This window comes from Psychrosphaera saromensis, assembly GCF_002954545.1.
In the GTDB taxonomy this organism is placed as follows: Bacteria; Pseudomonadota; Gammaproteobacteria; order Enterobacterales; family Alteromonadaceae; genus Psychrosphaera; species Psychrosphaera saromensis.
In genome coordinates this window covers 3,037,281-3,056,618 of the sequence record NZ_MSCH01000003.1, presented here as the reverse complement: position 1 = coordinate 3,056,618, position 19,338 = coordinate 3,037,281, and the positions used below count along the sequence as shown (strand labels likewise).

Here is a 19,338-nt window from a genome sequence, read left to right as displayed (position 1 = left end):
ATTTAAACGCCTTAGATTTTGCACCGAGCATTAGAATAAAAAAAGAGTGTTCCATGAATTTAGAAGAAATCGTTGGGTTAGCCGAACAAGCAATTTCACAAGCAAATGAAATCCAAGCACTGGAAGATGTGCGTGTTGAATATATGGGTAAGAAAGGCAAGATCACCGAATTACTTAAGTCTTTAGGTAAAATGGATCACGAACAGCGTAAAGAAATGGGCCAAGCTATCAACATAGCTAAAGGCACAGTGCAAAAGTCTATTACTGTTCGTCGTGAGCAATTACAAACTGAAGCATTAAACGCAAAACTAGCCTCTGAGACTATTGACGTTACTTTAGCTGGACGTGGAATGGATACTGGAAACATTCATCCAGTAACACGCACAATTGAGCGCATTCAATCATTCTTTGGTGACCTAGGTTTTGAAGTTAAAAATGGGCCAGAAGTTGAAGATGACTTCCATAACTTCGATGCGTTAAATATTCCAGAGCATCACCCAGCTCGTGCTGACCACGATACTTTCTACTTCACGCCAAAAACAGTATTGCGTACGCAAACCTCTGGTGTGCAAATCCGTACTATGGAAAAAGAAACGCCACCGCTAAGAATTATTTCTCCTGGACGCGTTTACCGTAACGATTACGACCAAACTCATACACCAATGTTCCACCAAGTTGAAGGCCTTATGGTTGATAAGAATGTCAGCTTTGCCGAACTTAAAGGTGTGATCCATGACTTCTTACGTAACTTCTTTGAAGAAGACGTAAAAGTTCGTTTCCGTCCTTCTTACTTCCCATTTACCGAACCATCGGCAGAAGTCGATATTATGGATAAAAATGGCAAATGGTTAGAAGTATTAGGTTGTGGCATGGTTCACCCTAACGTATTACGTTCAGTGAACATTGACCCAGAAGAATACACAGGTTTCGCATTTGGTATGGGTGTTGAGCGACTAACTATGTTGCGTTACGGCGTAAACGATTTACGTTCATTCTTCGAAAACGATCTTCGTTTCTTAAAGCAGTTTAAATAAGGACTCACAAAATGAAATTTAGTGAAAAGTGGTTACGTGAGTGGGTTAATCCTGCAATTACAGTTGAAGAATTAGACGAACAGTTATCAATGGCTGGTCTGGAAGTAGATGGTGTTGAACCTGCTGCTGCAGAATTTACCGGTGTGGTTGTTGGTGAAGTAGTTGAATGTGGCAAACACCCAGAAGCTGATAAATTACAAATTACCAAAATTAATGTAGGCAGTGCAGGCGATGGCGAGTTAATCGATATTGTATGTGGTGCTAAAAACTGTCGCCAAGGTTTAAAAGTAGCCGTTGCTATGGTTGGTGCCGTTTTACCTGGTGACTTTAAAATCAAAAAAGCAAAATTACGCGGTGAACCATCATTTGGTATGTTGTGTTCTTGGTCTGAATTAGGCATGGCTGATGACTCAGATGGCATCATGGAATTACCAGCAGATGCGCCTATAGGCACAGACATTCGTGAGTTTTTACAATTAGACGACAACATTATTGAAATCGACTTAACACCAAACCGTAGCGACTGCTTAGGTATTGCGGGTGTGGCTCGTGAAGTTGGCGTATTAAATAATATTGATGTTACTCCGGTTGAAGTCAATGATGTTACAGCAACGATTGAAGATAAAGTCGATGTCGAGTTAGTAAATACTAACGGATGTCCTCGTTATTTAGCACGTGTGATCAAAGGTATTAACCTTGAAGCGACAACGCCGTTATGGATGGTTGAAAAACTACGTCGTAGTGGTATTCGTTCAATTGACCCTGTTGTTGATATTACTAACTTTGTATTGATTGAATTTGGACATCCAATGCATGCGTTCGACTTAGCAAAAGTTGAAGGTGGCATTAAAGTTCGTAACGCAAATAAAGACGAAAAACTAACTCTGTTAGATGAAACTGAAGTGACGTTAAAAGAAGACACGTTAGTTATAGCCGATCACAATAAAGCACTAGCAATAGCTGGTATCTTTGGTGGTTTGGAGTCTGGTGTTTCTGCTGAAACTAAAGACGTTATCCTAGAAAGTGCATTCTTTAATCCTGTGGTTATTGCAGGACGTGCTCGTTCTTACGGTTTGCACACAGATGCATCTCACCGTTATGAACGTGGTGTCGATTACGAACTACAACGTACAGCAATGGAGCGTGCAACTCAGTTGTTGCTTGAGATCTCTGGCGGCGAAGCGGGTCCAATTGTTGAAGCGGTATCGGAAGCTGATTTACCAGCTCAAACTGCGGTTGTATTACGCAGAGCGCGTTTAGATCGTGTTTTAGGTCATGTTATTGGCGACGATGAAGTAACCACTATTTTAAATCGTTTAGGTTTAAAAACAGAATTTAAAGACAACAGCTGGTTTGCTACTTCTCCAAGTTTCCGCTTTGATATCAATATCGAAGAAGACTTAATTGAAGAAGTTGCACGTGTTTACGGTTATAACAATATTCCAAATGTTGCACCCGTTGCGACATTGAATATGCCAACACGTACAGAGTCTCAGTTAGATAAATCTGTATTTGCTAATATTCTTACCACTCGTGGTTATCAAGAAGCCATTACATACAGTTTTGTTGATCCTAAAGTACAAGAGAAATTATTCCCTGCACAAACCGGTTTAACATTACCTCACCCAATTTCAGCCGACATGTCAGTAATGCGTGTTAGCTTGTGGTCTGGTTTATTACCAGCTGTTGTACATAATCAAAAGCGTCAGCAACCTCGTGTTCGTTTATTTGAAACGGGTTTACGATTTGTACCTGATACCGCATCTGAAATGAATATTCGTCAAGAGATGATGCTCTCTGGTGTTATTTCTGGTTCTATTGCTGGTGAGTCTTGGGAAGAAAAAGCCGTACCTGTTGATTTCTACGATGCCAAGGCAGACGTTGAAGCTTTATTAGCTCAATGTGTTGATAGTTCAGAATTCCGTTTTGAACCATTAACGATTGATAATGACATGTGTGTTGCTCTTCATCCTGGACAATCTGCTGCGATTTACCGTGGTGATTCTTTAGTTGGTCATATCGGTGCCGTTCATCCGGCGGCTGAAAAATCATTAGGTTTAAATGGCAAAACATTTGTTTTTGAACTATTAATGTCTGAGCTAATCAAACGTAACTTACCAGATGCAAAACCTGTATCTAAGTTCCCTTCGAACCGAAGAGACATAGCGGTTGTGGTTAAAGATCAGGTAAATGCAGGTGATTTATTAAAAGCGATAGAAAAAGTTGGCGGAAATCAATTAGTTGACCTAAACTTATTTGACGTTTACCAAGGTGAAGGCATTGATGATGGATTTAAGAGCTTAGCGATATCAATAATCTTACAAGATGTTGCAAAAACATTGGAAGAACAAGATATTAATACTAAGATTGAAGCAATCGTCGATATGTTAAACACACAATTTGAAGCAACGCTCAGGGATTAAAAGACTATGGCACTAACCAAAGCAGAAATCGCGGAACATTTATTTGAGAAAGCAGGTATCAATAAAACTGATGCGAAGGATTTGGTTGAATCTTTTTTCGAAAAAGTGAGAACGACATTAGAAGAAGGTGAACAGGTTAAGTTATCTGGTTTCGGTAATTTTGAATTACGTGAAAAGCAGTCAAGACCTGGAAGAAATCCTAAAACGGGTGAAGATATTCCAATCTCAGCTCGTCGTGTCGTAACTTTTAGACCAGGCCAAAAATTAAAGGCTAGGGTAGAAGTTGGAACCGCTCAATTAATTGAAAAAGAAAAATAGTGCTAAATATAAGTGGCCGTTAATTTCGGTCACTTTATTAACTATGACGTTATTAAATAGTTACGATTTTTAATCGCAGACATAAAAAAACCAGCAATAGCTGGTTTTTTTGTGCCTTATTATTTATAAGGCGGGCTTACTAACTTTAATAAAGTTTAGTAGAAACCGTGTGGTGTTCTGCAATCCATATCTAAACTAGCTAGATATTCTAACCAGAAGTTAGCTGGGTTGAATCCATCACCTTGTTTAACAACAGTAAAGCTTGAAGCTGCAACAGCTGGAGCTGCTTTTTTAGCGACTGCTTTTTTCTTAGCTGGCGCTTTTTCTGCTGCTTTTGCAGGAGCCGCTTTTTTAGCAGGCGCTTTCTCTTTAGCTGGAGCTTTTGCTGCTTTAGCAGGCGCTGCTGAGCCAGATACTTCTGCAGTTAGATCAACTAATGCTGCTAAGCGAACATTTTTGCCGCCATCAATGCTGTACCAGCCACCCTTTGCTTCTATTTGTGGTTCTTTACCATTTGCTTTTTTGTAAGCTTCTGTGAAGTCAGACAAGACTTGTTCTTTGTCTAGAGTGCTCATTTATTTTACCTAAATTTAATAAGATTTTAAATTAAGCCCTGTTTATACAAACTTTTTGCCTTAATTTCAACTTATAGGTCAAAGTTAAGGCTAATTAATGGAAAAAACATCAAATTGAGTTACAAACGGAGAATAATAACGATTACACTTAACATAATTGTAACTATGAATAATGAAGTAAATAAATGAAATCTAATGAACTTGTTGAGTATTTAAATCAACTTCTAGATACAAAAAATATAAATGATTACTGCCCAAATGGTTTACAAGTGGAAGGCAAGTCGACAATTAACAAAATAGTAACAGGCGTAACGGCAAGTGAAATGTTAATTGATGCTGCAATAGAACAAAATGCTGATGCAATATTGGTTCATCATGGCTACTTTTGGAAAGGTGAATCTCAAGTTGTCACGGGATTAAAAAAGAATAGATTAGCTAAATTATTAAAACACGATATCAATTTATTAGCCTATCATTTACCTGTTGATGTACATGCAACTTTAGGTAATAACGCACAGTTAGCTAGCTTATTGGATATTATTGATGTAGCTCCAGTGAAAAGCGTTAAACCAAAAGGTGTATTAATGCAGGGGAAACTTAAAACCCCAATGACGGTGCAGGACTTTGGTGAGTTAATAACAGCTAAATTGCAGAGAACACCTTTAATTAATGCGGTAAATGATGAGTTAGTAACGTCAATTGCCTGGTGTACTGGTGGCGGGCAGGGATATATTGATACCGCAGCAGAATTGGGCGTAGACGCATTTTTAACTGGTGAAGCATCAGAGCAAACCATTCATAGCTCTAGAGAGTTTGGTATTCACTTTATTGCTGCAGGTCATCATGCAACAGAGCGTTATGGTATTAAAGCCGTTGGTGAGCATTTGGCGAGTGAATTTGACTTAGATGTAGAGTTTATCGATATCCACAATCCAGTGTAACGGGTTGTTTTATTTAATATAATTGATACAACTTATCTTGCAGGTAAAAAAAATAGCCGTTGGTTAACGGCTATTTAATTATTCAAGCTAATAGAGTGATTTGCTCTTAAGAGCTATTTTAAAAGTTAAGACTTATCGTCGTAACCTTGGTTATGTACATCAAACATAGCACGACCAGACGGATCGGCATTTGCGGTAAAGCTTGCATCCCATGCTAATGCTTCAGGTGTTGAACATGCTACTGACTTTCCGCCAGGTACACATTCAGCCGCTGAATCAAGCGGGAAGTGCTCTTCAAAGATAGTACGATATAAATAAGCTTCTTTTGAGTCAGGCGTATTATGTGGGAAGCGGTATTGCGCGCTTGCCATTAATTGATCCGTCACTTTCGCTTCAGCAGACTCAACCAAAGAATCTATCCAGCTGTAACCAACACCATCAGAGAATTGTTCTTTTTGACGCCACAGTACTTCATTCGGTAAATAGCCTTCAAATGCTTCACGTAAAATGTGTTTCTCCATTTTTCCGTTGCCACACATTTTAAGCTCTGGATTAGTGCGCATGGCAATATCCATAAAGTCTTTGTCTAAGAATGGTACACGTGCTTCCACGCCCCAAGCCGACATTGCTTTATTCGCACGGGCACAATCAAACATATGAAGACGTTTAATTTTACGTACCGTTTCTTCGTGGAATTCTTTCGCATTTGGCGCTTTATGGAAGTATAAGTAACCACCAAATAACTCATCAGCACCTTCGCCAGACAATACCATTTTGATGCCCATGGCTTTTATTTTACGAGACATTAAGTACATAGGCGTTGATGCACGAATCGTCGTGACATCGTACGTTTCTAAGTGATAAATAACATCACGAATAGCGTCAATACCTTCTTGAATTGTGTACGTGATCTCATGGTGAATCGTACCAATTGCATCCGCTACTTTTTGCGCAGCAATTAAATCTGGTGCGTTAACCAAACCAACCGCAAATGAATGCAATTGTGGCCACCAAGCTTTTGACTTACCTTCATCTTCAACACGTTTTTGCGCGTATTTTTGTGCAACGGCAGAAATAACTGATGAATCCAAACCACCAGATAACAATACGCCATAAGGTACGTCAGACATCATGTGAGATTTTACTGCGTCACTTAATGCATCGTGAATTTGTTTTGCGTCGCCTTTATTGTCTTTAACCGCGTCATACTCAAACCAATCTCTTTCGTAGTATTGTTTGATTTCACCGTCTTTACTTGACCAGTAATGCCCAGGAGGGAATTCTGTAATTGTTCTACAAACTGGCACTAACGCTTTCATTTCAGAGGCAACATAAAGTTGGCCGTCTACGTCATAACCATAATAAAGAGGAATGATCCCCATATGATCACGAGCAATTAAATAGCTGTCATCTGTGTCGTCATACAAGATAAAAGCAAACATGCCTTTTAATTTGTCAAAAAACTTAAGACCGTCTTGTTGATACAGAGCTAAAATAATTTCGCAGTCTGACTGAGTTTGGAATGTGTAATCCGTAGTTAGCTCAGCTTCAAGGGCTTTATGATTATAAATTTCGCCATTAACGGCTAAGATGTGATTTCGATTTTGATTATATAGAGGTTGCGCGCCATTCTCTAAGTCGACAATCGATAAACGCTCGTGAGCAAGGATCGCATTGTCGTTATTCCAAATACCTGACCAGTCTGGGCCACGGTGACGTAATAAGCCAGATAACTCTAGCGCTTTAACTCGTAAATCTGCAACGTCAGTAGTAACGTCCAGTACTCCAAAAATAGAACACATAAAAGGTTCTCTCCTTTAAAATCAAAATCACAATAATGAATTATTATAAACAAAACGTTTGGCGCGGCTTTGTCTATAACATCTTAATAATCTAGTATTTTACTAGTAATTAGAGCTTGTACTTTAATCAAGCCTAGCCTGAGACTGCCACAGATGTTTAACCAATGCCAAGTGATTTTTATGCAATTAATAAATGATGGAATCAAAAGTAGAAAAATCAGCCAAAAAATGACCAAAAACAATACAGAAAAAGCAGTTTAATAAGAACTATTATCTGGAGGGCAAGATGTAAGTAAGGTGTTAAACAGCTATAAACCGCTTTCATACTTGCAAGGTAAGGTGGAGTGGACGTTCCACTAGCAACTTCAATAGCAAGGTCAATAAAACGTTATAAAAGCTAAGTTATTTTTTTAATTTGTAGATGATTTTTTCAGAGAACGGACGTTCAGGTGACGTGGTATAAAATGGGAAGTGTTTGATATTTGGTGAGTCTGGGTAAAATTGAGGCTCCAAGCATATTCCTTGTCTAGGAATAAAAGGCGATGGTAAATAGTCTGCGGTATACGCTTGTAAACCAGGATAACCAGAAGAAACTTCAAGTGACAAATCTTGCTCAGGGCTGACTAATACAGCCGAGACGTTGTCAGTGTTATCCACTACAAAATTATGATTTATGGCGGTTGTGTCTATTTTTTTCAGCTGGGTGAAATCTAATTCAGTATTTTTTACACTATCGATGTTTCCCGTTGGAATTCCAACGTTATCGACTGGGGTATATTGTTGGCAATTTAACAACAGAGAATGTTGATTAATGTCATTTGCTTGTTTGGCTGTAGGGGTTTGTTTTTTGGCACTTTTAGCCATAGCCGATAAATTAAAGTAAGCATGTCCGGTTGGGCCAACAATGGTTTCTTTTTCACTTACGGCATTCATATTAATTTTTAACTGACTTTCGTTTTCCGCTAAACGATATTCAACTTCAAAAGCGATAGCGCCAGGGAAGCCATTAAATCCATCTTCCAGCCAATAGGTGAGAGTGATAGCGCGGGTGGAATGTTCTTTTACTTGCCACATACAAGACTCAAGTGCGTTGTGGCCACTGTGTAAAATATTAACCCCTTCGTTAGCGGCTAACTTATGTACAACGCCATTTAACTCTACACTTGCGCCTTTAATTCTATTGGCATAAGGGCCGGCAATAGCGCCCAAATGACTAGGATCTTCACGATACAATTCATAATCTGTGTAACCAACAATGATGTTTCTAGATTGGCCTTTCACTCGAGTGTGCCATTCTACAAGACGAGCACCCAAATTAATGATGTTTACACTGTCGCCAACTTGATTTTCAATTGTAAAAGTTTTGATCATGTTTTTTTGATTATCTTAATTTAGGTTGCTTATTACCAATTCTATTCATGTAATTGGCGTCACGGGCAACAGATAAAACGGTTAATCAAATTTAGCATATTTAGCCAAGTATTGAATTGAGTAATTTAAATTTACTTGTATGAGACATGATTTAACATTCAATAATGTTTACAGCTAATCCGCCACGAGCCGTTTCTTTATACTTAGACTTCATATCATTACCTGTATCCCACATGGTTTTGATCACTTTATCTAAAGATACTTTTTGACCGCCAGTGCCACGTAACGCCAAACGAGCCGCGTTAATTGCTTTAATCGCGCCCATTGCATTACGCTCAATACATGGCACTTGTACTAGCCCGCCGACTGGGTCACAGGTTAAACCTAAGTTATGCTCCATACCAATTTCAGCGGCGTTTTCAACTTGTTCAACGCTCGCACCTTGAATTTCAGCCAATGCACCTGCAGCCATAGAGCAAGCAACACCAACTTCGCCTTGGCAGCCAACTTCGGCACCTGAGATAGACGCATTTTTCTTATACAAAATACCAATCGCGCCTGCGGTTAATAAATAACGCACAATCAAGTCTTCATCTAATGGTTTTACAAACTTATGGTAATACATTAATACCGCAGGAATAATACCTGCTGCACCATTAGTTGGAGCGGTAACTACACGGCCACCGTCAGCGTTTTCTTCGTTCACGGCTAAGGCAAATAAGTTAACCCAGTCCATGACTATAAGTGGATCGTTACTTTGCTCAGCCGACAATTTTCGTTTTAACGACGGCGCTCTGCGTTTTACGTTTAAACCACCGGGTAAAATCCCCTCGGTTCTAATACCACGGTCAATACAAGCTTGCATTACATCCCATAATTTAACTAACCCAGCTCTCACTGTGCTTTCGTTTTGGAATGTTTTTTCGTTCGCCATCATTAATGCTGGAATGCTTAAGCCGTTTATTAGACATTTCTCTAATAGCTCGGCACCGCTTGAAAATTCGTAAGGCACTGGATTTTCAACCACATCAAGTAACGCGGCTTGTTTTTGTTGTTCAAAATCCTGGTGTTTAACAATAAAACCACCACCAATAGAGTAATAAGTTTGTTCAAAAAGTATCTTTTTATCAAGATCAGCTTTGTCAGCGCCTGTGCCAGCATAAGCAAAAAAGGTTAGGCCATTGGAATGAGCGGGTAAGCTTTTTCTACGATGGAAAACGATAGAGTTAGTCCTTGGAAATTTGGCTTTATGTTTTCCAAGTAAAAGAATGCTTTCACTTTGTTCAATTTGTTTAAGTTTTTCAGTGACGGTATCTGGATCTATGCTGTCAGGTTGTTCACCCAACAATCCTAATATAACCGCCTTACCAGAGCCATGGCCAATACCAGTCTGGCCTAAAGATCCATACAAGTCGGTTTTAATAAAGCTAACTTGTTGCAGTAAACCTTTTTGGTCTAAGGTTTCTACAAATTCACAGGCCGCTTTCATTGGCCCAACGGTATGCGAACTAGACGGCCCAATGCCGACGCTGAACATATCAAAAACACTTAACATAATTATGGATCTTCATTTCAAAATACTTGAACCATTGTAGCTTAGATTGTTATTGTTCACACCCACTTATGCATGAGTAAAACTTATTCGAAATGTAATATTAATTGATCGATAATAGCGGCGGTAACACCCCATATTAACTTGTCTTGGTATGGCATAAAATGAATGGGATGGTTAACGTTGTTGAATGTAGACTTTATTATCTGGTGGTTTCCTCTTTGAATGAAGTGACTTAGTGGCACTTCAAACGCACTGTCTACTTCGGCAGGGTTTAATGTTAGTTGATTAATGTTTTCGATTAATCCTACTAATGGATAAAGTTTAAAATTGGAAATGGTTTGAAAACTGGGTAACCAGCCTAAGGTCGTGATCTGATCATTATCAATGCCCACTTCTTCAAAGGTTTCCCTTAACGCTGTGTATTGTAGTGAGTCGTCGTCTGGATCTTCTTTGCCTCCAGGGAAGCTAACTTGACCTGGGTGGTGACGCATATTTTGCGAGCGTTGGGTAAACAACAAGGTTAATCCGCTAGGCCGTTTTATTATAGGAACTAGCACCGCAGCGTTTTTGGTTGTGTTATTAGCAACAAGACGAGACCTTAGTGCCTCTGTATTGCCTAGCTCTTTATCAGTAGGAAGGGTCAAACAAAAGCGGCTAGAAAATTGTTCAGGTGTCATGCAGTTGTTCTCCTCTTTTTGAAATTGGTTTCTGTATTGGCTTTAAATTAACATACAAAAAATAGCACAAGCAGCTAAGTACTAATATTTAAGCGCAAATACTTAAGCGTTAATCTAAGCACTAACATTTAAGCAAAAGCGCTTAACAGTTGGCTAATACTGGCGCACTTTCCAAAACAGGCAATATTTTATTTACTTTATCTAAGGTTTCTTGATATTCATCATCACAAACCGAGTCAGCCACTAAGCCACCGCCAGCCCAACAATGAATTTTATTTTGGTTACAGACCAAAGTCCGGATTGAAATATTACTGTCCATATCACCGTTTGGTTTAATGTAACCAATAGCACCACAATACACACTTCTTGGATTTGGCTCTAGTTCATTGATAATTTGCATGGCACGTATTTTTGGCGCGCCAGTAATAGAGCCGCCAGGGAATGCGCCACGTAATACATCGAATGAAGTAAACGCAGCGTCTAATGTTGCGGTCACTTTACTCACCAAATGATGCACTGCAGGAAAGCTTTCAATTTCAAATAACTCAGGCACTTCAACTGAACCTGCAACAGCCACTTTTGATAAATCGTTACGCAGTAAGTCCACTATCATCAAATTTTCGGCGCGGTCTTTGATTGCATGTCTTAACTGTTCAGCCAACTCAATATCTTTAGCTTTGTCTGCGTGTCTTGGTCTGGTGCCTTTAATTGGCTTAGTTTCAATAATCTTGTTTTTAACTTCAATAAAGCGCTCTGGTGAAACACTCAATACCGCCCCGTTTTTATGGCGAATAAAGCTAGAGAACGGCGCTGCGTTTTGTTTGCGTAATTTGTTATACGCTGTCCATTCCGATCCCAACTCACTACCAGAGTAACCGGCACTAAAACGTTGCGCTAAGTTAATTTGATAACAATCACCAGAAAGTAAATGTTCTTGTACTGCGTTAAATTTCTCTGTGTACTGCGCTTTGGTCATATTAGATAACCAAGGTGAGGTTAACTTAAATGGCGCTTGAGCGTTTGTACTTGTTTCTGTGATTGCTTGCGGTGCTAGATTGTTAATTATTTTTTGTAAGCTGTCCCATTGTGAAATGTAGCTGGGGTCTTGGCTAACAAAATTAATTTGGCCAGTGGCGTGATCAACCACAATAGCGGACGTATATATGCCAATAAACATATTAGGCAGTGTAATGTCTGACGGCTTTGGTGTTGGTAAAGACTCAAAGTGCCCACCTAATTCATAATCCCAATAACCCACAGCGCCACCAGTAAATGGCAAGTTAGCGTCTTGACCTGTGTTAAAAACAGTTAGAGAGTTTAAATAAAGCTGCACTTGTTCCAATGGATCTGAATCTACTTTTTTAAGCAACTCATCTCCACGGTATACAAAAGTGTCTTTGTTTATTGTTTCTATTGTGTACGTCGGCTGCCAGACAAAAATAGACACATTACTATTTGGATGGGTCTGTGATGCAGAGTCTAAAAACATAGCACCATGAGAGTTTTGTAATACGCTATATAACTGCTCAAGTTGAACAGGGTTTAACGACAAAGCTTGTACAAAAAGAGGCTGGGAAACAACAGAGTTTGGCATTACTAAAACCTAAACAGTAAAAAGTGATTAACAAGAGTTCAACAAATCACCAATTAAAGTGATTTTGCTATGTTAATTTGTTGGTTTAATTTTAGTGGGAGGTTATCATCGATGTACAACAATTTCAGTAATCTTATGTAAGCGCTCAGTAAATTAATTTATACACTTGTGCGCTTGATAGAAAGTACTAATAAAAAATAAGCCGATTAATACAAAAACAACACTTCGAGGACATTATGCCTGTAATTCGTCAACAAGATTTTATAGAAAGTATTGCAGATGCACTGCAATATATTTCTTACTATCACCCACTAGATTACGTTAAAGCGGTTGAAGTCGCTTATAACAAAGAACAAAACCCAGCAGCCAAAGATGCGATGGCTCAAATTTTAATAAACTCAAGAATGTCAGCAGAAGGGCACAGACCTATTTGCCAAGACACAGGCATAGTAACTTGTTTTGTTAAAGTTGGTATGGACGTTAAGTGGGATAAAACAGATTTAACCGTGCAAGAAATGGTAGACGAAGGTACTCGTCAAGCGTATCTAAATCCAGATAATCCATTGCGCGCCTCTATTGTTGCAGACCCTGCAGGCACACGTAAAAATACCAAAGACAACACGCCATCTGTTGTGCATACCGAGCTAGTTAAAGGCGCAGGTATTGAAGTGATGATAGCAGCGAAAGGCGGCGGCTCTGAAAATAAATCTAAAATGGCGATGTTAAACCCGTCAGACGACATTGTTGAATGGATCAAGAAAACCGTTCCTACAATGGGCGCTGGTTGGTGTCCACCGGGCATGTTAGGCATAGGCATTGGCGGAACCGCTGAAAAAGCCGCAGTTATGGCAAAAGAATCGTTAATGGACCCAGTTGATATTCAAGAATTAATTGAACGAGGACCTGAAACAACGGAAGAAAAACTACGCATAGACATTCTTAACGCTGTAAATGACTTAGGTATAGGCGCACAAGGTCTTGGTGGGTTAACTACTGTTGTTGATATCAAGATTAAATCTTGCCCAACACACGCAGCATCAAAACCTGTGGTAATGATCCCTAACTGTGCGGCAACGCGTCATATTCACTTCCATTTAGATGGTTCTGGTCCTGCAGATCTTAAACCACCTCGTGTTGAAGACTGGCCAGAAGTAACATGGGAATTGGGTGACAACGTTCGTCGAGTTAATGTCGACAACATCACCAAAGCGGAAATTGCAGAATGGAAAGCCGGTGAAACCGTTTTACTTAGCGGTAAAATCTTAACAGGTCGTGATGCCGCTCATAAACGCATTAAAGACATGTTAGATAACGGCGAAGGCTTACCTGAGGGCGTTGACTTTAATAATCGCTTTATCTACTACGTTGGTCCAGTTGACGCAGTACGTGACGAAGTTTGTGGTCCAGCAGGCCCAACAACGGCAACTCGTATGGATAAATTTACCGACATGATGTTAGAAGACACAGGTCTTATTGGCATGATAGGTAAATCTGAACGTGGTCCTGCAACGGTAGATTCAATCGCTAAAAACAAAGCCGTTTATTTAATGGCTGTTGGCGGCGCTGCTTACTTAGTATCTAAAGCAATCAAAAAATCTCGCGTTGTTGCCTTTGGTGACTTAGGTATGGAAGCAATCTACGAGTTTGAAGTTGAAGATATGCCCGTATCGGTTGCCGTAGATTCTACAGGTAACAACGTACATGAAACAGGCCCAGCTATTTGGCGTGGCAAAATTGCAGAGGCAAAAACTAAGAAGTAGTTTTTGTGTTTTGTTTTATTTGAGTGATTTAAGAAAGGAACCATAAGGTTCCTTTTTTGTTTTAATTTATTTTAAAGATTTAAAGATTTAAAGATTTAAAGATTTAAAGATTTAAAGATTATTTCACCTGCGGCGACCATACCTTTTTCAACAGCCAAAAAGGTAGGCCAAAAGGCCGCCCGTCACCAAATATCTAATTGTATTAAATACTAACTTTTATCATCAAATACGGAAAAACATTCGTCCCTGAACATTTTCCTCAATCGGGCATCCATGCCCGCTCGATTTGAGAAAAGTTATATTTAACACAGATATTTAAATCGGGAGGTAAAGCAGAGCAAAAAGCAAAAGCGCGAACCTGCGGTTCGTTGCTAGTCAATTGACTTATCCGATTGTGCAAATTAGATTGGATGTCCATGTTATTTACTGGACTGCATTTATATACAGTCCCGATCAATTTCCTACCAAGTCAAGAAAACAGGAACAATGCCCATCTTTGGGGAAACATAAAAAACGAGTTGTTACGTAACAAACGTGTAGTAAATGATGTAGAGATTTGTTACTAATAATAAAAATAAATAAGAGGAACCTCGTTGTCAGAAACTTAGGCAATTGTCCTCTGATTAAATTGTTATATGCCAAGCAGAATTTGGGAGTTCCGTGCATCCCAAATAGATAATTGTAACTGCTATTGATTCAGTATTATTACATTATGGTTTTTAGAAAAATGATAACTAAGCGCAAATTACTGTTCCAATATTTAGTACTTTACCCGACTTACACAGTCATTGCTCTGGTAGTACTTTGTGGGTTTCTATCTATAGCTTTTGGATGGTCGTATAGTTACACGAAGTCATTTTTCTTAGTTTCTTCTGTTTTTCTTGTTGTGTTGTTTTATATACTGAACTTCAGAGCAATAATTCAGGCTTTGCTAACTAAGTAGATTGAGGTCGTTTGAGTAACGGCATATAACAAGAATTTAAAGCGGGACTGCTAACAGTTTGCTCGGTTTCGCTTCGCTACACAATTTTAGCAAACTATTATCAGCCCCTTAAATGGGCGTTATGTTTACAGGGAAGGTACGGTGATTCTGTTTAATTCTGATATCGTTGAAATTTTACAAAAGGCTCTCAGTGAGCAATACCTAGATTCAACTTTATTGTCTTCTTGTGGAATCGGGTTTAAATTCTGCGATGTCAGTATTCATTGTAATGAGCGCGTTATTGCTCGTATCAATGGAAACATTTATGAATGGGATGATTCCCCCAATAGTGCACCATGGGGGAACTTGGTCAGGCAACAATTCTCAAGTGTTTGTTTATCCTCACCGAGTTTGCTTAAAATCACTCTTCAATCTGGCGATTATATCGAAATTGAAAGTGTAGAAAGCCAATATGAATCAGTCATTATTAACTTCCCATCTAATGGTAAAGAAATAATAATGGAAACGTTTTAGTAAATGTAAACATAAGGAAATAACAAGGCCACCCACTTCAATTTACAATAAATTGGCTTATGTGTTAGTGAAAATTAGAGTGGCTGTCCACGTTATAAGGTTTTAGGTTTATGAAGATTCTGACTTTACCAAGTAATGGAGAAACTATTGGTGCTGGTATGGGGGATTATCAGTTCAATTCCAGCTGTGGATCACATTCGGTCGTCATCAAATATAAAGGTGAACCGCCTCACGGAGATTCGTACCACACAATTGAGATTGATGAGATTAAGTTCCCTGGTTTTGCTTGGGCGGGGCGTTTCGGCTTTTCTTCTGACGGGAGATATTTCGTATGTGGTTGGATGGAAAAACTCTACGAAAGAAAAACAATCATTATTGATTGTCAAAGTCGTAGATATTTTGTGCTTCCAATTAGCATTCACAACTTCGAAATAAGATGGCCATCTATAGCAGGTATCAATTCCTATTCGGATTTATCTTATACTTTTGAAGGGCTGGAAGAATGGGAAATATTTGATACAAACAACTAACAAGCATAGGCAGTGCGACGCCAAAAGCGGCGCGCTTGCTTTGAGCGTTAGAATAACAAGTCCACCCACTTTTAATTAAGCATGTTGAAAAAATTCAAATGAGTGTCTAGTGTAATTTTCTTGATTGTATACTGCTCTAAAACCAGAGAAAGAACAATTGAGTTTTAAAAAGGACTTTTATAAATTATTGAAAACCTTATACTTATTCGATATGGAAATGGATTTTGTGTTGGTACAAGATATGACCTACTTGGAACATTAGATTACGCATTTTACCTTTCCTTAGAAATACCTAATTTATCCAGAGAGACTTTTAAAACTGTAATTATACGGTGTTTAAAATGTATCCATACAAGCTGCTAAACAAGGACGAAGAATAGTTGGTTTTTACTCTTCGTAGTTTATTTTAGCCAACTATTACTAGCCTCTTAATGAGGTGTTATATTTAAGGTAAGATTATGATTTATAGAATTTTAAGTGTTATAAGTATACTAGGTCTTCTTTTGAGTGGTTGCACATACAGAACTGTAACGATGTATGATGGTCCAAAATTAAAAGACTCTGAAATTTCAACAGTCTTATATACAAGTCCACCAAATATAATAATTGATAAAGTTAATGGGAAGAGCATAGAAGAAACATTAGTGGCGATTGGTAAGGTTCAACTAAAACCAGGGGAACATACTTTTAGAGTTAAATATCACTTTAGTTATGGTGTTAACGAATAACAAGGACACCCACTTTTAAATGTTCACTATTAATTAAAATTAGAGTGTCTCATTTACCTCAAAACAAAAAACGTTTGTTTATGCATAAATCAGCTGCTAAGTTATTACTGTTGTTATAAATTATAGAAATGAAAAAGTTTATTAGCGGAATAAAAGCACCTGAGGATATCGTCCTTTAACAGGAATTCGCGCTAATACGCTGTTAAATGGCATAAGGAAGTTCGAGTATGTTTCAAAGTTTTTTAAGAAGCGGAAAATTAAAAAATATGCGAGAAAGTTGCCTCAAGACTTAAAAGCTAAATATGGTTACAAACAATACTACTCAAAAGCAGAAGTTGATTCTGCCATCAAACGTAAGAAAATTGGAAATAGTCGCGGTGTAGTTATAACTGCTAATTGCTATGCATATGCAATGTATTGCTCTCCAGAAGAATTTAAAAAAATTCACGATTCCGCAGGCAAAAATTTTGACTATAGCTCTATGCGTAGCGATGTATCAGATATATTATTCAATGGAGCATCAGACTTTTCGTTTTCAACTATTGTATATGTATCGTCTATCTCTGATTCCACCTCAAGCGGCGGCTTTGGCAGTGGAGGAGCTAGTAGTGGTTTCGATGGTGGGGATAGTGGTGGCGGTGGCGAATAACAAGGCTACCCATCTTTAACATCTAAAGTAAGCGGACTATTTGGTTCGCTTGTTATGCTTTCCTTTCCTTTCCTTTCCTTTCCTTAAAACCTTAAAACCTTAAAGCCTTAAAGCCTTAAAGCTCTAAAACCTTAAAGCTTCCAACTTCCAACTGCTCTTTTTGATCTTGCTTTTACTTACCGCTTAAAGCTTACGACTTACAACTGCTTTTGTTACAACTGCTCTTATCACTCTACCGCTTGCTTTAAGTTGATTGCAAATACACTTACATTTAAAGTGCTTATTACGTCAGTTATGACTAACATCAACGTAGGCATATCATAGTACGACTTTCTTTTATTATGACGTTTGAACATTAAATGAGGACAGAGCATGAGTGAAGATAAAACCCTTGGGCAGAATGAAAAAAAGCTAAGGCAGGAGGGTGTTAATGTTGACTGGTTTCTGCAAAACCTGTCCTGTTTGACTAACTCGTCAGATCTTGAGTTTGGTGTTACGTTAAACGTTAGTGGGCAAACAATCTCAGGTACTATGATTGGCGGTAAAAAGTATTTTGAAATGTTCGCCGAGTTATTCTCTGATGAATGGCCAGCGGATGAAAAAGACGCTATCCGTGAAATCTTTGTAAAGAACGCAGACGTTTATACACTTAAAGAGGGCGAGAAAATATTACCACCCACTCAATATGTTCATTTAAAAGACGCTAGAGTTTTCCACGGAGACACTAAGTTACCAAATGACGATGGAATGTTATGGCGTGGCAAAATAAATGCAATTTCAGGCTTTCATTTAGGTGAATTAACTTAATGCCTCTTAAGATAAAGGCTTAGACTATGTAGGCGTGTTATCTGGTTTTTCTAATTTAGACATCATTTTATTTGTCGCGGCCTGAACCTTTTTAGGTAATTTAATATGGTTCGATAAAGACCAACCAAGTAAGCCTATCCATGCGATAAATGATAAACCAGCTGGAATAGAGGCCAGCGCTATGATCTTGAAATATTTTCGGTTAAGAAAAAACGCTAAAAACGCAGGTAAAAACCAAAAAACAAATGCAAATAAGCAAATTATAACAAGACTTAACGTGCTTTCGGTTTCTAATAATTCGTTGAAAAAATCCATATAAAACTCCCTTTGAATAAAAATTTTTGATTAATAAGACGTCTTTTAAATAAAACGTTTTTGATTAAAAGACGTGTAGCAAAATAACGTTGGCCTATTGGATTGTCAATAAACTGGGTGAATAAAACAGATAGCGTTTTGATAAGAAACATTTAATACATAAAATATATGAGCGGCATAAGGTTATTATAAAACTTTGATCTATCAAAAAAAAGGAACTGATGAGTTCCTTTTTTATTGCTTGTTTTTTATTTTTGCTCGCATCAAGCTTACAGCTTACAGCTTAGCTTTAGCCTTTAAAGCCAACATCTTCAATTAAGTCACTTGATTCTGCAGCGTCTCTGGCTAAGTCATCCACTAATTCATTTTCTGGGTGTCCTGAGTGACCTTTAACCCAATGCCAGGCTATGGTGTGAGCTTTTACTTGTTCATCAAGTGCTTTCCATAAATCGACATTTTTAACAGGTTGTTTTGCTGCTGTTTTCCAGCCGTTTTTCTTCCAGTTAATGATCCACTTGGTAATACCATCTTTTACGTAATTACTGTCTGTAGTGATATCTAACGTACAAGGAGATTTTAATGCTTCTAAGCCTTTAATAACCGCAAGTAACTCCATGCGGTTGTTGGTGGTTTTTTTATAACCTTGGCTCAGCTCTTTTTTACTATCGTTATAAATAAGTAATGCGCCGTATCCGCCAGGGCCAGGATTGCCTAAACAAGAGCCATCTGTGAAAAGTTGTACTGATTTCATGAGGAAGATTTCCCAAATAGATGATATTCATAAGAAATAGGGGTTATACTCC

At 38.4% G+C, this 19,338-nt stretch carries 18 protein-coding genes; 10 read left to right on the top strand and 8 right to left on the bottom strand.

The window, feature by feature from the left end; translation table 11 throughout:
• The first annotated feature begins 53 nt into the window (after window positions 1-53).
• Genes pheS through BTO11_RS13815 form a run of 3 tightly spaced genes read left to right on the top strand, consistent with a single transcriptional unit; the run spans window position 54 to window position 3,775 of the window.
• Window positions 54-1,034: a phenylalanine--tRNA ligase subunit alpha gene (pheS, locus tag BTO11_RS13825; RefSeq protein WP_105053142.1), complete on the top strand. Its 981-nt coding sequence runs from the start codon at window positions 54-56 to the stop codon at window positions 1,032-1,034.
• An 11-nt stretch (window positions 1,035-1,045) separates the two neighbouring features.
• Window positions 1,046-3,457 carry a phenylalanine--tRNA ligase subunit beta gene (pheT, locus tag BTO11_RS13820; RefSeq protein ID WP_105053141.1) on the top strand — a complete coding sequence of 804 codons (2,412 nt, stop codon included), beginning with the start codon at window positions 1,046-1,048 and terminating at the stop codon, window positions 3,455-3,457.
• Between the two features lie 6 nt (window positions 3,458-3,463).
• Window positions 3,464-3,775, top strand: coding sequence for an integration host factor subunit alpha (locus BTO11_RS13815; protein ID WP_105053140.1), 312 nt, complete (start codon window positions 3,464-3,466; stop codon window positions 3,773-3,775).
• Between the two features lie 155 nt (window positions 3,776-3,930).
• Here BTO11_RS13815 and BTO11_RS13810 read toward each other — a convergent pair whose 3' ends face one another.
• Entirely contained in the window at window positions 3,931-4,350 is a 420-nt protein-coding gene (locus BTO11_RS13810; RefSeq protein ID WP_105053139.1) for a hypothetical protein, read from the bottom strand.
• A 185-nt stretch (window positions 4,351-4,535) separates the two neighbouring features.
• Here BTO11_RS13810 and BTO11_RS13805 point away from each other — a divergent pair, with 185 nt between their 5' ends.
• Window positions 4,536-5,291 carry a Nif3-like dinuclear metal center hexameric protein gene (locus BTO11_RS13805; protein WP_105053138.1) on the top strand — a complete coding sequence of 252 codons (756 nt, stop codon included), beginning with the start codon at window positions 4,536-4,538 and terminating at the stop codon, window positions 5,289-5,291.
• Between the two features lie 125 nt (window positions 5,292-5,416).
• Here the strand turns inward: BTO11_RS13805 and asnB are convergent, their stop codons facing one another.
• The 5 genes from asnB to pabB form a co-directional block, all read right to left on the bottom strand.
• Window positions 5,417-7,093: an asparagine synthase B gene (gene asnB, locus BTO11_RS13800; protein ID WP_105053137.1), complete on the bottom strand. Its 1,677-nt coding sequence runs from the start codon at window positions 7,091-7,093 to the stop codon at window positions 5,417-5,419.
• Window positions 7,094-7,495: 402 nt separating this feature from the next.
• Window positions 7,496-8,464, bottom strand: a complete 969-nt coding sequence (locus BTO11_RS13795) for an aldose epimerase family protein (protein WP_105053136.1) — start codon at window positions 8,462-8,464, stop codon at window positions 7,496-7,498.
• 151 nt (window positions 8,465-8,615) lie between these two features.
• A complete protein-coding gene (locus BTO11_RS13790) occupies window positions 8,616-10,019 on the bottom strand; it encodes an L-serine ammonia-lyase (RefSeq protein ID WP_105053135.1) in 1,404 nt (467 codons plus the stop codon).
• A gap of 83 nt (window positions 10,020-10,102) precedes the next feature.
• Complete coding sequence (locus tag BTO11_RS13785) at window positions 10,103-10,696, bottom strand: CoA pyrophosphatase (protein WP_105053134.1); 594 nt, start codon at window positions 10,694-10,696, stop codon at window positions 10,103-10,105.
• A 142-nt stretch (window positions 10,697-10,838) separates the two neighbouring features.
• Window positions 10,839-12,290 carry an aminodeoxychorismate synthase component I gene (gene pabB, locus BTO11_RS13780; protein ID WP_105053133.1) on the bottom strand — a complete coding sequence of 484 codons (1,452 nt, stop codon included), beginning with the start codon at window positions 12,288-12,290 and terminating at the stop codon, window positions 10,839-10,841.
• 236 nt (window positions 12,291-12,526) lie between these two features.
• Between pabB and BTO11_RS13775 the strand changes: the two genes are divergently transcribed.
• From BTO11_RS13775 to gvpU, 6 genes are all read left to right on the top strand, one after another.
• Entirely contained in the window at window positions 12,527-14,050 is a 1,524-nt protein-coding gene (locus BTO11_RS13775) for a fumarate hydratase (RefSeq protein ID WP_105053132.1), read from the top strand.
• A 1,084-nt stretch (window positions 14,051-15,134) separates the two neighbouring features.
• Entirely contained in the window at window positions 15,135-15,506 is a 372-nt protein-coding gene (locus tag BTO11_RS13770; protein ID WP_105053131.1) for a hypothetical protein, read from the top strand.
• A 110-nt stretch (window positions 15,507-15,616) separates the two neighbouring features.
• Window positions 15,617-16,036 (top strand): hypothetical protein, encoded by a 420-nt coding sequence (locus BTO11_RS13765; protein ID WP_105053130.1) that lies wholly within the window; start codon window positions 15,617-15,619, stop codon window positions 16,034-16,036.
• A gap of 458 nt (window positions 16,037-16,494) precedes the next feature.
• A complete protein-coding gene (locus BTO11_RS13760) occupies window positions 16,495-16,764 on the top strand; it encodes a hypothetical protein (protein WP_105053129.1) in 270 nt (89 codons plus the stop codon).
• A gap of 184 nt (window positions 16,765-16,948) precedes the next feature.
• The gene (locus tag BTO11_RS13755) at window positions 16,949-17,413 is read left to right on the top strand and encodes a DUF6559 family protein (protein ID WP_342352804.1); all 465 of its coding nucleotides are present in this window, start codon (window positions 16,949-16,951) and stop codon (window positions 17,411-17,413) included.
• 372 nt (window positions 17,414-17,785) lie between these two features.
• On the top strand, window positions 17,786-18,220 hold the full coding sequence (gvpU, locus tag BTO11_RS13750; protein ID WP_105053127.1) for a gas vesicle accessory protein GvpU: 435 nt from the start codon (window positions 17,786-17,788) through the stop codon (window positions 18,218-18,220).
• A 24-nt stretch (window positions 18,221-18,244) separates the two neighbouring features.
• Here gvpU and BTO11_RS13745 read toward each other — a convergent pair whose 3' ends face one another.
• Together BTO11_RS13745 and rnhA are read right to left on the bottom strand one after the other, a co-directional pair.
• Window positions 18,245-18,535: a superinfection immunity protein gene (locus BTO11_RS13745; protein ID WP_105053126.1), complete on the bottom strand. Its 291-nt coding sequence runs from the start codon at window positions 18,533-18,535 to the stop codon at window positions 18,245-18,247.
• A 289-nt stretch (window positions 18,536-18,824) separates the two neighbouring features.
• Window positions 18,825-19,286 carry a ribonuclease HI gene (gene rnhA, locus BTO11_RS13740; RefSeq protein ID WP_105053125.1) on the bottom strand — a complete coding sequence of 154 codons (462 nt, stop codon included), beginning with the start codon at window positions 19,284-19,286 and terminating at the stop codon, window positions 18,825-18,827.
• Between the last annotated feature and the right edge of the window lie 52 nt (window positions 19,287-19,338).

Bases quoted from the DNA above. Each gene is read 5' to 3' on its own strand.
- asnB (WP_105053137.1), bottom strand. From the start codon at position 7,093: ATGTGTTCTATTTTTGGAGTACTGGACGTTACTACTGACGTTGCAGAT.
- rnhA (WP_105053125.1), bottom strand. From the start codon at position 19,286: ATGAAATCAGTACAACTTTTCACAGATGGCTCTTGTTTAGGCAATCCT.
- gvpU (WP_105053127.1), top strand. From the start codon at position 17,786: ATGAGTGAAGATAAAACCCTTGGGCAGAATGAAAAAAAGCTAAGGCAG.
- BTO11_RS13795 (WP_105053136.1), bottom strand. From the start codon at position 8,464: ATGATCAAAACTTTTACAATTGAAAATCAAGTTGGCGACAGTGTAAAC.
- BTO11_RS13810 (WP_105053139.1), bottom strand. From the start codon at position 4,350: ATGAGCACTCTAGACAAAGAACAAGTCTTGTCTGACTTCACAGAAGCT.
- BTO11_RS13775 (WP_105053132.1), top strand. From the start codon at position 12,527: ATGCCTGTAATTCGTCAACAAGATTTTATAGAAAGTATTGCAGATGCA.
- BTO11_RS13790 (WP_105053135.1), bottom strand. From the start codon at position 10,019: ATGTTAAGTGTTTTTGATATGTTCAGCGTCGGCATTGGGCCGTCTAGT.
- BTO11_RS13765 (WP_105053130.1), top strand. From the start codon at position 15,617: ATGAAGATTCTGACTTTACCAAGTAATGGAGAAACTATTGGTGCTGGT.
- pheT (WP_105053141.1), top strand. From the start codon at position 1,046: ATGAAATTTAGTGAAAAGTGGTTACGTGAGTGGGTTAATCCTGCAATT.
- pheS (WP_105053142.1), top strand. From the start codon at position 54: ATGAATTTAGAAGAAATCGTTGGGTTAGCCGAACAAGCAATTTCACAA.
- BTO11_RS13760 (WP_105053129.1), top strand. From the start codon at position 16,495: ATGATTTATAGAATTTTAAGTGTTATAAGTATACTAGGTCTTCTTTTG.
- BTO11_RS13805 (WP_105053138.1), top strand. From the start codon at position 4,536: ATGAAATCTAATGAACTTGTTGAGTATTTAAATCAACTTCTAGATACA.
- BTO11_RS13785 (WP_105053134.1), bottom strand. From the start codon at position 10,696: ATGACACCTGAACAATTTTCTAGCCGCTTTTGTTTGACCCTTCCTACT.
- BTO11_RS13815 (WP_105053140.1), top strand. From the start codon at position 3,464: ATGGCACTAACCAAAGCAGAAATCGCGGAACATTTATTTGAGAAAGCA.
- BTO11_RS13745 (WP_105053126.1), bottom strand. From the start codon at position 18,535: ATGGATTTTTTCAACGAATTATTAGAAACCGAAAGCACGTTAAGTCTT.
- pabB (WP_105053133.1), bottom strand. From the start codon at position 12,290: ATGCCAAACTCTGTTGTTTCCCAGCCTCTTTTTGTACAAGCTTTGTCG.